Annotated in this window: 12 protein-coding genes; 7 read left to right on the top strand and 5 right to left on the bottom strand. The window is 61.4% G+C overall.

Annotated elements, in window-relative coordinates; all coding sequences use genetic code 11:
* Positions 1-696: cysteine desulfurase family protein (locus tag MOV76_RS21110; protein ID WP_247265210.1), on the bottom strand; the 696-nt coding region annotated here is incomplete at its 3' end.
* Positions 697-913: 217 nt separating this feature from the next.
* Between MOV76_RS21110 and MOV76_RS21105 the strand changes: the two genes are divergently transcribed.
* Positions 914-1,591 (top strand): alpha/beta hydrolase, encoded by a 678-nt coding sequence (locus tag MOV76_RS21105; RefSeq protein ID WP_003559715.1) that lies wholly within the window; start codon positions 914-916, stop codon positions 1,589-1,591.
* A gap of 144 nt (positions 1,592-1,735) precedes the next feature.
* The gene (locus tag MOV76_RS21100) at positions 1,736-2,911 is read left to right on the top strand and encodes an acyltransferase (protein ID WP_247265209.1); all 1,176 of its coding nucleotides are present in this window, start codon (positions 1,736-1,738) and stop codon (positions 2,909-2,911) included.
* On the opposite strand, the gene MOV76_RS21095 is transcribed toward MOV76_RS21100, so the two are convergent.
* Both MOV76_RS21095 and MOV76_RS21090 read right to left on the bottom strand, forming a co-directional pair.
* Positions 2,908-3,435, bottom strand: a complete 528-nt coding sequence (locus MOV76_RS21095) for a GNAT family N-acetyltransferase (RefSeq protein ID WP_247265208.1) — start codon at positions 3,433-3,435, stop codon at positions 2,908-2,910. The two genes, MOV76_RS21100 and MOV76_RS21095, sit on opposite strands and share 4 nt — an antisense overlap.
* Complete coding sequence (locus MOV76_RS21090; protein WP_247265207.1) at positions 3,432-4,550, bottom strand: anhydro-N-acetylmuramic acid kinase; 1,119 nt, start codon at positions 4,548-4,550, stop codon at positions 3,432-3,434. The genes MOV76_RS21095 and MOV76_RS21090 overlap by 4 nt, the downstream gene beginning before the upstream one ends.
* Positions 4,551-4,681: 131 nt before the next feature.
* Here MOV76_RS21090 and tyrS point away from each other — a divergent pair, with 131 nt between their 5' ends.
* The gene (gene tyrS / locus MOV76_RS21085; protein WP_130652474.1) at positions 4,682-5,938 is read left to right on the top strand and encodes a tyrosine--tRNA ligase; all 1,257 of its coding nucleotides are present in this window, start codon (positions 4,682-4,684) and stop codon (positions 5,936-5,938) included.
* A gap of 58 nt (positions 5,939-5,996) precedes the next feature.
* Here the strand turns inward: tyrS and MOV76_RS21080 are convergent, their stop codons facing one another.
* Positions 5,997-6,317: a hypothetical protein gene (locus MOV76_RS21080; protein ID WP_026230499.1), complete on the bottom strand. Its 321-nt coding sequence runs from the start codon at positions 6,315-6,317 to the stop codon at positions 5,997-5,999.
* Between the two features lie 222 nt (positions 6,318-6,539).
* Positions 6,540-9,938: an AsmA-like C-terminal domain-containing protein gene (locus MOV76_RS21075; protein ID WP_247265206.1), complete on the bottom strand. Its 3,399-nt coding sequence runs from the start codon at positions 9,936-9,938 to the stop codon at positions 6,540-6,542.
* A 125-nt stretch (positions 9,939-10,063) separates the two neighbouring features.
* On the opposite strand from MOV76_RS21075, the gene MOV76_RS21070 reads away from it, so the two are divergent.
* The 4 genes from MOV76_RS21070 to MOV76_RS21055 all read left to right on the top strand — a co-directional run bounded on the left by MOV76_RS21070 (position 10,064) and on the right by MOV76_RS21055 (position 14,487).
* Complete coding sequence (locus MOV76_RS21070) at positions 10,064-10,537, top strand: peroxiredoxin (protein WP_018242176.1); 474 nt, start codon at positions 10,064-10,066, stop codon at positions 10,535-10,537.
* The gene (locus MOV76_RS21065) at positions 10,534-11,361 is read left to right on the top strand and encodes a ferritin-like domain-containing protein (protein ID WP_018242177.1); all 828 of its coding nucleotides are present in this window, start codon (positions 10,534-10,536) and stop codon (positions 11,359-11,361) included. Before MOV76_RS21070 ends, MOV76_RS21065 begins: the two co-directional genes overlap by 4 nt.
* Before the next feature lie 105 nt (positions 11,362-11,466).
* The gene (locus MOV76_RS21060) at positions 11,467-12,786 is read left to right on the top strand and encodes a peptidoglycan DD-metalloendopeptidase family protein (protein ID WP_130716469.1); all 1,320 of its coding nucleotides are present in this window, start codon (positions 11,467-11,469) and stop codon (positions 12,784-12,786) included.
* A 138-nt stretch (positions 12,787-12,924) separates the two neighbouring features.
* Complete coding sequence (locus tag MOV76_RS21055; RefSeq protein ID WP_018242179.1) at positions 12,925-14,487, top strand: DEAD/DEAH box helicase; 1,563 nt, start codon at positions 12,925-12,927, stop codon at positions 14,485-14,487.

Genomic DNA, 14,487 nt, shown 5'->3' with positions numbered 1-14,487 from the left:
GCCTTGGATCAGCGGCCTGGGCATCAGCGCCTCGCCGCGTGCGATGAGCGCGCCGGCCCCCTTCGGCCCGCCGATCTTGTGCGAGGAGACGATCATGAAATCGGCGCCGATCTTCTCGATATCGAGCGCGATGCGGCCTGCCGCCTGAACGGCGTCGACGACGAAGAGCCCGCCATGGGCGTGGACAATCTTTGCCGCCGCCTCAACCGGCTGCACGATGCCCGTCTCGTTGTTGACGAGCATGATAGCGACCATCGGCAGGCCGGCGGCCTTGTCATGCGCATCAAGCCGGAGGCCGAGCGCATCGAGATCGACGATTCCGGCTTCCGTCACCGGGATCTCCGTCATACTCTCCCTGGCGAAGCGGCCGCCTTCGCGCACAGCCGGATGCTCGATCGCCGAAAAATAAAGATGGCCGAGCCGAAGCGGCGTGCGGCCCATGCGGAAATCCGGTGTCAGCACCAGGTTAGCGGCTTCGGTCGCACCGCTGGTAAAGACCACATTGCCAGGACCGGTGCCGGCAAGTGCCGCCACCTTGCGCCGTGCGCCTTCGATGGCGGCGCGCGCGGCGCGGCCCTCTCCGTGCACGCTGTTCGGATTGCCAAACACATCGATGGCGCGCATGATCGCCGCGCGTGCTGCGGGGTGCAGCGGCGCTGTGGCATTCCAGTCGAGATAAAGGCGTGGCGGCGCCATGATCTTCAGTCCTGCGCTTGACGAGCTTGCTTCAGCGGCCGCGGTTCATTTTTCTTGAAATTTCCGCCGGGCTTGCCTTATGACACGTTCCACGATGCGTGGATCGCCATGCAAGTTTCGAATTGTTCTAAACTGCGTTTTAGAAAAGCTGACAACACTAGTCAAGTCATGTTGTCATCCAGCGCAGCGCGAACGCGAAATAAAACCCGGAGTACCAATGCCCGAAGTTATTTTCAACGGCCCAGCCGGCCGTCTTGAAGGCCGCTACCAGCCCTCCAAGGAAAAAAGCGCGCCCATCGCCCTGATTCTGCATCCGCATCCGCAGTTCGGCGGCACGATGAACAATCAGATCGTCTATCAGCTCTTCTACATGTTCCAGAAGCGCGGGTTCACGACGCTGCGCTTCAACTTCCGGGGCATTGGCCGCAGCCAGGGTGAATTCGACCATGGCGCAGGCGAACTCTCGGATGCCGCCTCGGCGCTCGACTGGGTGCAGAGCCTGCATCCTGATTCCAAGACCTGTTGGGTCGCCGGTTATTCCTTCGGCTCCTGGATCGGCATGCAGCTCCTGATGCGCCGGCCGGAGATCGAAGGCTTCATGTCGATCGCGCCGCAGCCGAACACCTACGACTTTTCCTTCCTGGCGCCCTGCCCCTCTTCTGGCCTGATCATCAACGGCGAAGCCGACAAGGTGGCGCCGGAAAAGGATGTCAACGGCTTGGTCGAGAAGCTGAAGACCCAGAAGGGCATCCTCATCACCCACCGCACCGTTGCCAACGCCAACCACTTCTTCAATGGCCAGGTGGAAACGCTGATGGGCGAATGCGAGGATTATCTCGACCGTCGCCTCAACGGCGAACTGGTGCCGGAACCGGCCGCCAAGCGGATTCGCTGACACCACAAAATCTCGGCCTCATCGATGCCGTGACGGTCCGGAACACCACCGGGCCGGATGTGTCAGAACAGATCACCTACCGTGTTGCAATGTATGTTGCAGTGCGGTAGGGTCCTCGCGATCCTAACAAAAGCGAGGTCCGCAATGACCAAGTCGTTCGGGGAAGTCCTGGATAAGTATAGGGGAATTGGTCCGGGGTTCGATTTTCTTCGAATAGGGCTCGCCTTTTCCATCGTATTGACCCATTCCTTTTTGTTAACCGAGAACAATGACTTCATCAGGGGGTCGGTATTCTGGTTTACTGAATACGCTCTTGTTCCGATGTTCTTCGCTTTGAGCGGATTTCTCATCGCCGGCAGCGCCCAGCGACTGAGCCTCCGGAATTTCCTGATCAACCGAGGCTTGCGCATCGTCCCGGCCCTTGCGGTCGATATCGTCGTCTGTTCCTTGATTATAGGGCCGATCATAACGGTCGTTTATCATTCCGAATATTTTACCGATCAGCGATTTTTCAAATACTTCCTGAATATCGTCGGCTGGATCCATTACGAGCTTCCGGGCGTGTTCGAGAATAATCCAAGCCAGCGCGTCAATGGCGCGCTCTGGACGGTTCCCTGGGAGATCTTCTGCTACATCATCATGTCGTTCCTGATGATCACCGCGATCGTCAAGACGCGCTACAAGCTGCTCGCGGTGACGATCGCCTACATCGTCATCGGCCTTATCGTGCAGAAGATGCCCTATCTGTTACCTGATACAATCAAGCCGATCGCTCGCTTCCTGTTCATGAGCCGAGGCTCCCAGCTGATAACCGCCTTCATGATGGGCATCGTCGCCTTTCAGTTCAAAGCGGTCATTCCGCATTCCCGCTGGCTGTTCGCCGCCGCCTGCCTGATTTGCATCGTCGCCATTCTCACCCTGGACAGCCGGGCGACGGAGTCGGTGATGAACCGACCCCTGGTCATCACCTCTCTCGTTTACATCACCGTCTTCGTCGGCCTGTCCGAGGTGCCCATTCCGGCCTTTTTCAGGAAGGGCGACTATTCCTACGGCGTCTATCTCTATCACGACCCGTTTTTGCAGATCTGGATCAGCTCGTTCCCGTCGGTGTTTCTCTACCCGAAATATGGTGCGCTGGCGCTCTATCTCGTCGGCCTACCATCGGCTCTCGCCGTCGCGGTGCTGTCCTGGCATTTCATCGAGAAGCCGATCCTTGGCCTTCGCAAGAAGTTCTCGTTCATTGCTCAGGTCAGGGGCGTCGAGGATGGCCACCAGGCTGGTCGCGAATCAAATGTCCGGCCGGTCGCGGTAAAAAGTTAGGGCATTAGCGGCCGCATGTCGGCGGTGAGTTCGAAAGCCGTGCCAACCACTCCGTCGATCGGGATCGGCGCGCGTTCGCGCATGCCGATCTTTCTGAGGACGCGTTGCGAGACGATGTTTTCGGGATGCGTGAAGGCGATGAAGCCTTGCGCAAACTGCCTTTCGAAGAACCAGTCGGCCAAGGCGCCTGCCGCCTCCGTTGCCAGGCCCTTGCCCCACGCCTCCTCGCGCAGGGAATAACCGAGTTCAAATTGCTCGCTCCTGAACTTCGAAATGCCGGCGCGGCCGACGAAGTTGCCGTCCTCGGCGAGGAGCTTGTATTTGGTCGTGCCGTCGCGCGCCTGCTCTTCGAACCAGCCCTTCAGCCGCTGCTCAGCCTTCTCGAGGCTCCACGGCGCATTGCCGGACAGATAGCGGGTCGTCGCCATCGTCGAATGCAGTTGCTGCACCAGGGCCGCATCGCCTTCGTCCCACATGACGAAGCTCAGCCGCGGCGTCTTCAGTATGATCCTCTGCTCTCTCATGGCGTTGCCACCACCCCGCCGCTGACGGGGGCGCCCACTCCCGTTGTGCCGGGAAATGTCAATGGCAGCCCGTCCAGCGACCGGACGGCGAGATAGGCCCAGGCCTCGGCTTCCATCGCGTCGCCATCGAAGCCTGCCTCCTCGGCACTCAGTACCTTCGAGCCGAACCTTTCGGCCATGACCGAAAATTCCGCCATCAGAGTGGCGTTCAGCCGCCCGCCGCCGCAGACGATATAGACCGCTGGGGTTTCGGGCAGGAAGCTGGCGGATTTGATGATCGACGCGGCGGCCACATGCGCCAGCGTCCGGGCGCCGTCTTCAAGGTTTGCTTCCTCGGGCCGAAGCGGGGCGAAATCGCCGCGGTCGAGGGAACGGCGAACATTGCCGCGAAAGAATGGGCTTTGCAGATAACGCTCAGCCAGGCTGGCAACGACCTTGCCGCGCCCGCCAATCTCGCCGCCGGGATCATAAGTTCTGCCGGTCTGCATCTCCACCCACTGGTCGATCAGCGTATTGCCCGGCCCGCTGTCGAAGGCCGATATCCGGCCGTCCGTGCCGATAGAGGTGAGATTGGAGATGCCGCCGATATTGACGAAGCACACCGCCTGTCCCTGCTGCTGGAATTTTCCCGCAAGTGCTGCGTGATAGGCCGGCACCAGCGGCGCACCCTGCCCGCCATGGACCATGTCGTTGGCACGCATGTCGTAGACCACCGCTATGCCGGTTCGGCGCGCCAGTTCCGGGCCGTCGCCGATCTGGATCGTCAATCCCTCATCAGGGCGATGAAGCACCGTCTGGCCATGGAAGCCGAGAACATCGACGCCATCGGCTAAGAGCTCGAAACGCTCCATGAATGCCGTAACGGCAATTACATGCCGTAAGGTCAGTTCAAGCTCGATAGCACGAAGCTCAGCGGGCCTTTCGTTCCTGTCGCTCAGTGGACGTGCGATTTCCAGCGCCCGTTTGAGCTGCCCACGAAAATCGGCATCATAGGGCACGCCCATGAACGGCCCGCGCTCGATGAAGCCGCGACCGTCGGTCCTGATCAGCGCGACGTCGATTCCATCCATCGACGTGCCGCTCATCAAACCGATCGCGGTCCTGATGACATTCATGAGGCTTGCCTCCCATGCGATTCCCGGATGCACTTTTGTAAAAACAGTGCTAAACGCGCCGCGACAGATCAACAACAACGAACTTGCGTGAGGCCCACACGGGGTAGCGCAGACACCAAGAGACGAAACCCATGTCCGAGTTCAAGTCCGATTTCCTCCGCACGCTGAAAGAGCGCGGCTTCATTCATCAGGTCTCCGATGAAAGCGGCCTCGATGACCTGTTCGCCAAGGAAACCGTGACGGCCTATATCGGCTTCGATCCGACGGCGCCCAGCCTGCACGCCGGCTCGCTGATCCAGATCATGATGCTGCACTGGATGCAGAAGACCGGTCATCGCGCCATCTCGCTGATGGGCGGCGGCACCGGCATGGTCGGCGATCCCTCCTTCAAGGAAGAAGCGCGCCAGCTCATGACCGTAGATACGATCGAAGGCAACATCGCTTCGATCAAGCGCGTCTTCTCCAATTACCTGAACTACGGCGACAGTCCGAAGGACGCGCTGATGATCAACAATGCCGAATGGCTGCGCTCGCTGAACTACCTCGAATTCCTGCGCGATGTCGGCAAGCACTTCTCGGTCAACCGCATGCTGTCCTTCGACAGCGTCAAGACGCGTCTCGACCGCGAACAGTCCCTGTCCTTCCTGGAATTCAACTACATGATCCTCCAGGCCTATGACTTCGTCGAGCTTGCCAAGCGCTACGATTGCCGCCTGCAGATGGGTGGTTCGGACCAGTGGGGCAATATCGTCAACGGTATCGATCTCGGTCACCGCATGGGGACACAGCAGCTCTATGCGCTGACATCGCCGCTGCTGACGACGTCATCCGGCGCCAAGATGGGCAAGTCGGCAACAGGCGCTGTCTGGCTGAACGCCGACATGCTCTCGGCCTATGATTTCTGGCAGTACTGGCGCAACACCGAGGATGCCGACGTCTCGCGCTTCCTGAAGCTCTACACCACGCTGCCGATGGATGAAATCGCCCGTCTCTCCGCACTCGGCGGCTCGGAGATCAACGAGGTCAAGAAGATCCTTGCGACCGAGGTGACGGCAATCCTGCACGGCCGCCAGGCCGCTGAACAGGCTGCCGAAACGGCACGCAAGACCTTCGAGGAAGGTGGCCTCTCGGAAAATCTTCCGTCGGTCGACGTGCCCGCCTCCGAGCTCGACGCTGGCATCGGCCTTCTGTCGCTGATCGTACGTGCCGGCCTTGCCGGTTCGAACGGCGAAGCACGCCGTCACGTCCAGGGCGGCGCAGTCCGCATCAACGACGAGGCGGTCAGCGACGAACGCAAGATGATCGGCAGCGGCGAAATCACCGCCGACGGCATCATCAAGCTCTCGCTCGGCAAGAAGAAACACATCCTGATCCGCCGCGCGGCGTAAGCGGCTTTACCGAACAGATACCAAAGCCGGCGCCCGCGCCGGCTTTTTCTGTGCCTCACTATTCAGGTCGGCGAGCAAGATCATTCAGCTCCCCGTCGGCATTCCGCGTCATCTCGTTTGGTCTCTCGGAAAAGATAGCCGGCGGATCGACACTTGAATCGGGCTTCACCCGCGACCACCAGCTGATCGAGAAGATCGGCGGCGTCATCATCGCGTCGAGGGGAACCATGAGGACGTGGTCGGACCGGATGACCGCCTCTTGCGATTTCAGCCGCACGACCTTTTCCGCGGCAAGCGAAGTATCGGCAATTGTCACAGCCATCATGGCGACCGATGCGAAAGAAACTGTCCGGGCGCACTGCATCGCATCCTCCGACATTGCACCGGCCGTTGCTTCCTGGCCGGGACAATATAGTACATCAGATTTCCCTAAAATAGGCAAAGCATCAATGTCGGACTTGTCAGGATAGGTCGGAATTGGCCTTGCCGAGAACGAACCTGCGCATTTCTCTACTGCTATCCGGCCACAAGTCACACACCGGACGCTTTGTCGGAACCTTTTGCACCTGCCGGGATTTGCGACCTCCCGGCTTCACTCGCCTCACTGGAACTCAAAGATCTGGCGGAAAACACCAGGCGCGATGATCGACAGCGGGTTGATCTGCAGGTTCGGCTGGTCGAACTTGCCTGTCAGCTTGAAGGTGATGCCGATCAGGCCGCGGTCGCTGCCATTGCCGAGAATGACGCCGATCAGCGGCAGTTCGGCAAAAAGCCTGTTGAGGCCGTAGGCCGGCATGAAGGTGCCGGTCATGTCCATGTTGCCCTTGCGATCGCGCACGATGCCTTGGAAGGTTGCGCCGATCTGGTCGCCGCGCAGCACGCCGTTCTCGATGCCGACCATGCCATTGCGCGAGACGACACGGGCAAAGCCGCGCTGGAAGCGCTGCGACGAGGTATCGATATCGCGCTTGACGGCTTCGTTGAGGCTGCGCTGCTCATTTCCGACAGGCGTCGAAACGATCGACCGCAGGCGTTGTTCGTTGACGATCGCGAAGCGGCGCACGTCGAGCGAGCCATCCCAGCCGCCCTCTGCCCCCAGCCGGATCGCCAGATTAAGCAGGCCGCCCTGCATGTGCTGATAGAGATCGGCGAAACGCGATACCGCGCCGGCATCACCGCTGGTGATGTTGATGACGCCGCCGTCCTTCATCTGGCTGACCACGGCCTCGCCGCTGTCGGTAACGGCGGAGAAATTGAGCGCCTGCAGCTTGTCGCCGCGCAGTGATATTTGCGCCTGGAAATTGCCGACCTTCTCGTCGTTGAAGCCGATGACGTTTTTCAGCCTGGCACGCACCGATACGCCGGTGTCGCCGGCATCCCCATCATCATCGCCGTCCGAGCCCGATTTCAACCGCGCGATGACCGGCCGCGCATCGGCGCTGTCGCCGGAGACCGAGACGTCGAAATTGCCCTTGCTGCGTTTCACCGACAGGGCGAAATCGTCGAGCGAGGACAGCTTGACGCTGTCGAAATCAGCCGAGATCAGCCCGCCTTTGCCAATGTTCAGCGATCCGTTGGCGCCGAAACCATCGCCCTTCAGTCGAAAATTCTTGATCTGGGTATTGTCGGCCGGGCCGGACGTTTCGAATTCGGCCGTGGCGGCAATGCCGCTGCCCTTCGACCAGCCGATCCAAGGCAGTTCGAGCAGCGACTTGGTGAGGTCGAGCTGGACGTCCTGCCGGTCGTCGTCGATCCGCGTCAGCACCATCTTCACGCTGCCGCCGACGATGCCGGAAAGGCCGGGTATCAGCTTGTTGCGCTGGTCCTCTGAAAGCGTCGCGGTGATCACCCGCTGCCGCACCGCCGTGTCGGATGCCTCGACCGGTTCGGTAAGATCGATATCGGCCGGGACACCGTCGATCTGGGCCTTGGCGTCGAGCGTGATCCGTTTCGGATTGCCGTTCAGCGTGCCGTCGAGATTGCTGATCGTGCGGCCGGAAAACGGCTTGGCAAGATCGATATCGGTGAGCTTCATTGCCGCCGTCCATTCGGCCGGCGGCGGGTTTTGCGAGGAGAGCAGGCCGAAATGCGCCTTCACATTCGCCTCGATCCGGCCCTTGAGATCGTCGGGCGTAAAGCCGGCGCGCTGCAGCACCCGGATCGGCCTGTAGGTCAGAAGCTCGCCAACGGCGTCCGCCGCTCCGGAGACCGCAAGATCGATATCGGCCATCAGAGGTTTATCGTAGGTGGCAGGCAAGATGAACGTGCCCTGCCCGAGACCGACGGACCGGCCGGAGGGGAAATAAGATGTGCCGCTCTTGATCGCGATCGTCGCAACCGGGCCGGTCAGGTCGAAATGTGCTGACGTGTCGCGGATCGGCGGAATGTCTCCGGCGACGTTCATCCGCGCACCCGTGATGTCGAAGCCGATGCGGATCTGGTTGGCGTCGAGCTTCAATCCCTTGCCGCCGGCTGCCTCGTCCAGCCTGCCGAAGGGAATGAAGACGGAAATGGCGGCATTGGTGACGGTGCCGCCGAAGAGATTGCCGTGCACCCAGTTGCGCACCTTGGGCGCCATCCAGAACGGCCAGAGCTGCTTGATCGCTATCGTCTGCAACTGCGACGACTGGCCGGCGAAGCTGATCTCCGGTGATTTGTCGCCGAGCTTGACATCAAGTGATCCGTAGAGCGCCCCAAGCGGGCTGGAAACCGTCATGTTGGGGAACTGGAATTCGCGACCGGCGACCATGTAGCGTCCCGTCGCCTGGATGTCGAAGGAGAGCGGCTGCTCGCCGGAGCCGCCGGGGGCTGCCGTGCCGCCGCTGACGAGCAGGTCGATGCCGAAGCCTTTGCCGGCCTGCCGGTCGAGCTTGTCGAGATCGATCAGCGCGCCGTTGATGGGAAGCGTGGTCGCGCCGAATCGGGCGTTCGACCTGGCGATCTCGACCGTCTGCTTGGAGAAATCATAGACGAGATTGATTTGGCCGCCCGACAGCTCCTGCGGATCGCCATCCGCATAGATCTGGCCAGGATCGATGTCGATCGTCGCCGCAAGCGCCGGTGGCGCCCCATCGCGCGCTCTGGTGGCCGACACCGTCAGGTCGACAAAAGCGCTGAGCCCCTGCCGGATCACGCCCTGATCGTTGCGTTTCAGCGCAAAGGGCGTGAGGTCGGCATGCTTCAGCGTCGCCACGACCTTCGACACGTGGCCGTCTTCCTTCTCGGCCAGCATGTCGAGCTCCGCCACCTCGCCGTTGAGCGCGACTTCGCCGGTCAATTGCAACGAGGACGGGCCGGCATGGGCAAAGACGAGATTGTCGATGACAAGCGACAGCGGACCGTTGGCGGTATCGGCAAGCTTGATGTCGATGCCGGAGATGCGCACCGAATTCGTCGAGCCGCGCGTCACGATGCTGTCGAACATGTCGAACTGCGAGAAGATCCTCTCCATCGCAGCCGGCACGGCGTCGATGCGCAGATCGTCGAGCTTGACGGGATTGCCGGAGGGCAGAAGCGCGGTATCGAGCGCGATATCCTCCGCTTCGATGTCCGCGACGGCGATGCGGCCGCGGAAAAGCTGCAGCGGATCGAGCCCCAGCCGCACCGAACCCGTCGTCGACAGGTGCTGGCCGCTCTCCTGGTCGATCATGTTGACGTTGCGCGCTTCAAGTGCCAGCCGAAAATCCGAAGTGAAGCGGATGACGGTGGAGCCGACCTCGGCGCGGTAGCGCGGTCCGGCCACACCATTCAGCGCCGCCTGAGCCTGCTGCGACATCGGCTTGTCGAACATGCCGCTCTCGACGGTGAAAACGATGCCAGCGAGAATAAGGAGAATCAGTCCCAGAAATCCTGAGGTCAGCTTCGCCGTGCGGCGCATCGGCGAACGCGGCGGCGGGCAATGAACGATGATCGGATCCTCGGCCTGGGCGGACGGCAAGCGGTCCAGCGCAACGATATCCTTCTTGCGAAACGTGACCTTTTCGCCGCGGATGGCTGACATGCGCCCTCGGGCTCTCCCTTTAAGTGAAGAATTGAACCCGGCCATGCTGGACGGGTATCCGTCCACTATATAATTCGGGGAGAGAAAGTGTCATCCACAAACCCGGCAAAAGAAAGGTTTTCCCAATGGCGGTTCCCGGCATCGGCGTCTCGGCCCCTGATTTCAACCTTCCCCGCGACGGCGGCGGCCGCGTCACGCTGGCCGAATTCCACGGCAAGCCGCTCGTATTGTTCTTTTATCCCAAGGACGACACGACGGGCTGCACCGCAGAATCATTGGCTTTCACCGCGTTAGCAAGCGAGTTCGAAGCGGCCGGTGCTGCCGTCATCGGCATGTCGCCCGATTCGGCCGCCTGCCATGACAGGTTCATCAAGAAGCACCGTCTTTCGGTGGCGCTTGCCTCGGACGAGGAAAAGACGACGCTGCAGGCCTATGGCGTCTGGAAGGAAAAGAGCATGTACGGCCGCAATTTCATGGGTGTCGAGCGTACCACCTTCCTGATCCGCCAGGACGGCACGATCGCCACCATCTGGCAGAAGGTGAAGGTGCAGGGCCATGCCGAAACCGTACTCGAGGCCGTGAGGAATCTGGCGGCGTGACCGGGCATCTGGCGATAAGCTCGCTGCGCGGCGGCGCCATCGATGCGATCAGCTCGGCCGATCTCGACCGCAAGACGGCACTTGCGCAGGAAAGCGCCACCCGCTGGTTCGCTCGCCGGGTGTCGCTGCGCTCGCCGCTCGATGCGGCCCTGCCCGACAGGCCCGGCCGGCCCGACAAACCGGTGCTGACGCCGCCGACCCAGGTGGAGAAGCGCTCGCTGCATACGCTCAAAGGACGGATCGCTCTGCTCCACGCCATCGCTCATATCGAGCTTAACGCCGTCGATCTGGCGCTCGATATCGTTGCGCGATTCGCGACCGAGCAGGTGCCGAATTCCTTTTTCGACGGCTGGATGCAGGTCGCATTCGAGGAGGCGAAGCATTTCCGCATGGTGCGCGCCAGGCTCAACGATCTCGGTGCTGATTACGGTGACCTACCCGCGCATGACGGGCTCTGGCAGGCCGCCCATTCGACGCGCAACGACCTGACGGCAAGGCTGGCCGTCGTGCCGCTGATTCTGGAAGCCCGTGGCCTCGACGTTACGCCGTCGTTGCAGACAAAGATGCGCCAGACCGGCGATCTCGAAAGTGCCGATGTCCTCGACGTCATCTATAACGACGAGAAAGGCCATGTCGCCGTCGGCGCCAAATGGTTCCGCTTCCTCTGCGCCCGCGAGAAACGCGACCCGGCAAAAGCCTTCCAGGAGCTGGTACGGGCCAATTTCCGCGGACCGCTGAAGCCGCCCTTCAACGACCTTGCCCGCGCCGAAGCCGGGCTGACGCCGTCCTTCTACAGATCGTTGGCATCGATCAGCCACGCTTGAAGTCACTGAAATTTATGATGCGACGGCGGCAATGAAAGCATTCATTAACCATAACAGTGTCTAATTTTCCGAAAGAGGCGTAGAGCATCAATCGGGAGAGCCTGCGTGAACAGCGGACATCAGCACCGGGTATTCGGCAGGCGGGCACAGGAACATATCCTCATCCTGGCAAGCGGTGACAAGGTTCGCCATATGACGGTCCGGCCCTGGATGGCTGCGGTGGCCTTCTGCTTCGTCGGCGTGTTCTCGATCGGCTACCTCTTGGCCACGTCCTATCTCGTGCTGCGCGACGACCTGATCGGCGCCACCATGGCCCGCCAGGCCCGCATGCAGCACGACTATGAAGACCGCATCGCTGCCCTCCGCGCGCAGGTCGACCGCATCACCTCCCGCCAGCTTCTCGACCAGCAGGTGGTCGAAGACAAGGTCGACAAGCTGATGGAGCAGCAGATGGCGCTCACCTCCCGCCATGGCAAACTCGACAATCTGCTCGACCGGGCCGAAAGCTCCGGCCTGACGGAAAAAGATGGCGCCCTGCCTGCGCCGTCTTCGCCCGTTCAGTCCTATGCCCCCGATATCAAGGACAAGCGTGCTTCACTCACCGGCGGCGGCATCGAGGCGATCGAGAAACAGCTGGCAAGCGGCGCGCCCGCCGATGCGACGCCCGACAATTCGACGCTTGCCTATGTGCCGGCGACCGACACGGTCGGCGACCGTGCCGACCGCATCTTCTCCAAGGTGACGCTGTCGCTGAAAGATGTCGAACAGGACCAGCGCAGCCGTGTCGAACAGCTGACGAGCGATGCCGGCAATGCCGCCAACGCCATCGAGACCGTGCTGACCCGCTTCAAGATTCCGATGCCCGAGACCGCCGCCAAGAAAGACGATGACGATGCCGTCGGCGGCCCCTATGTCGAGCCCGAAAGCAACGACGACTTCAACAATTCTCTGGTCGCGCTCGACGGCGCGTTGACCCGTCTCGAAGAGGTGCGCAGCACCGCCGAATCCCTGCCTTTCCGCAATCCCGCTATCGGCAAGGACGTGACGAGCCCGTTCGGCAATCGACGCGACCCTTTCCTCGGCCGCCTCGCGCTCCATTCCGGCATCGACTTCCGCTTTTCGCCGGGCGAAAGGATCCGCCCGACGGCCCCCGGCAAGGTGATTTCGGCCGGCTGGACCGGCGGCTACGGCAACATGGTCGAGATCGATCACGGCAACGGCATCTCGACGCGCTACGGGCATATGTCCCAGGTTCTGGTCAAGGTCGGCGACACTGTCGATCGCGATGACGTCATTGGCCTTGCCGGCAGCACCGGCCGCTCGACGGGCACGCACCTGCATTATGAAGTGCGCCAGGACGGCCACGCGGTCGATCCAGTATATTTCATGAATGCCGGCCTTAAACTCGCCACCTATATCAAGTAACTCCTGCCCGGTAACCAACGCTTCACTCTGCAATGGGTGCGGCGTCTCTATTTCTTGACTTGCCGGCCATTCGGGGCTATGTCGCGCTGCATTGCGGCATGCAATCCCGCCGACTCGTTCAGAGCTCGGCCGAACGGAATGGAAACAGTTTTCCCTTTGACGACATTTGCTGACCTTGGCTTAAGCCAAAAAGTGCTATCCGCTGTTACGGACGCGGGCTACACGATCCCAACGCCTATTCAGGCGGGCGCCATCCCGTTTGCGCTCGAGCGCCGCGATATTTGCGGCATCGCGCAGACCGGCACTGGCAAGACGGCATCCTTTGTTCTGCCGATGCTGTCGCTTCTGGAGAAGGGCCGTGCGCGTGCGCGCATGCCCCGCACGCTGATTCTCGAACCGACGCGCGAACTCGCCGCTCAGGTCGCCGAGAATTTCGAGAAATACGGCAAGAACCACCGCCTTAACGTCGCCCTTCTGATCGGCGGCGTTTCCTTCGAGGACCAGGACCGCAAGCTCGAGCGCGGCGCCGATGTGCTGATCTGCACCCCCGGCCGCCTGCTCGACCATTTCGAGCGCGGCAAGCTGCTGATGAGCGGCGTCGAGATCCTCGTCATCGACGAGGCCGACCGCATGCTCGACATGGGTTTCATCCCCGATATCGAACGCATCGCCAAGATGATCCCGTTCACCCGCCAGACGCTGTTCTTCTCGGCAACTATGCCGTCGGAGATTCAGAAGCTCGCGGACCGCTTCCTGCAGAATCCAGAGCGCATCGAGGTCGCAAAGCCGGCTTCCGCTGCTGCAACCGTGACGCAACGCTTCGTCGCTTCGCACGGCAAGGATTACGAGAAGCGAGCGGTTCTGCGCGAACTCGTCCGCGCCCAGACCGAGCTCAAGAACGCTATCGTCTTCTGCAACCGCAAGAAGGATGTCGCCGATCTCTTCCGGTCGCTTGAACGCCACGGCTTCTCCGTCGGCGCCCTGCATGGCGATATGGACCAGCGTTCCCGCACGATGACGCTGCAAAGCTTCCGCGACGGCAACCTCCAGCTTCTGGTTGCCTCCGACGTCGCCGCCCGCGGCCTCGACATTCCCGATGTCAGCCACGTCTTCAATTTCGACGTGCCGATCCATTCCGAGGATTACGTCCACCGCATCGGCCGCACCGGCCGTGCCGGCCGCTCGGGTGCCGCCTTCACCTTGGTCACCAAGCGCGATACCAAATTTGTCGACGCCATCGAGAAGCTGATCGGCGAAAAGGTCGAATGGCTGAGCGGCGACCTGAATTCCCTGCCACCGGCAGAAGAAAGCCGGGAAACTGAACGCCCGCGGCGCAACAGCCGCGAGCGTGGTGCCAGAGATGGCGCAGCCCGAGATCGCGCGCCGAGAGAGAATGGCGACAGGGATCGTGGCCGCGGACGCGGCAGTCGCAGCGCTGCGAGTCATAAATCTGACAACGACATCCAGGATAATGGCGTAGACGTGATCGAAGCAGCACCAGTAAAGGCCGACATCGTGAAGAACGAGCGCAAAGCAGAGCAGAAGCCGCAGAACAATGCGCGTAACAATCGGCCTTACCCGGCAAATGATGACAGCCGCGACCGCCGCCGTCATCGCGATCACGACGACGGCCCGACCCCGATCGGCTTCGGAGACGATATCCCCGCCTTCATGCTGATCGCCGGCAGCGCCAAGGTCTGA

It is taken from the genome of Rhizobium sp. PRIMUS64, from assembly GCF_023006465.1.
GTDB lineage: Bacteria > Pseudomonadota > Alphaproteobacteria > Rhizobiales > Rhizobiaceae > Rhizobium > Rhizobium leguminosarum.
Note: the sequence above shows the minus strand (reverse complement) of the source record. Positions and strands in the feature narration are given on the sequence as shown.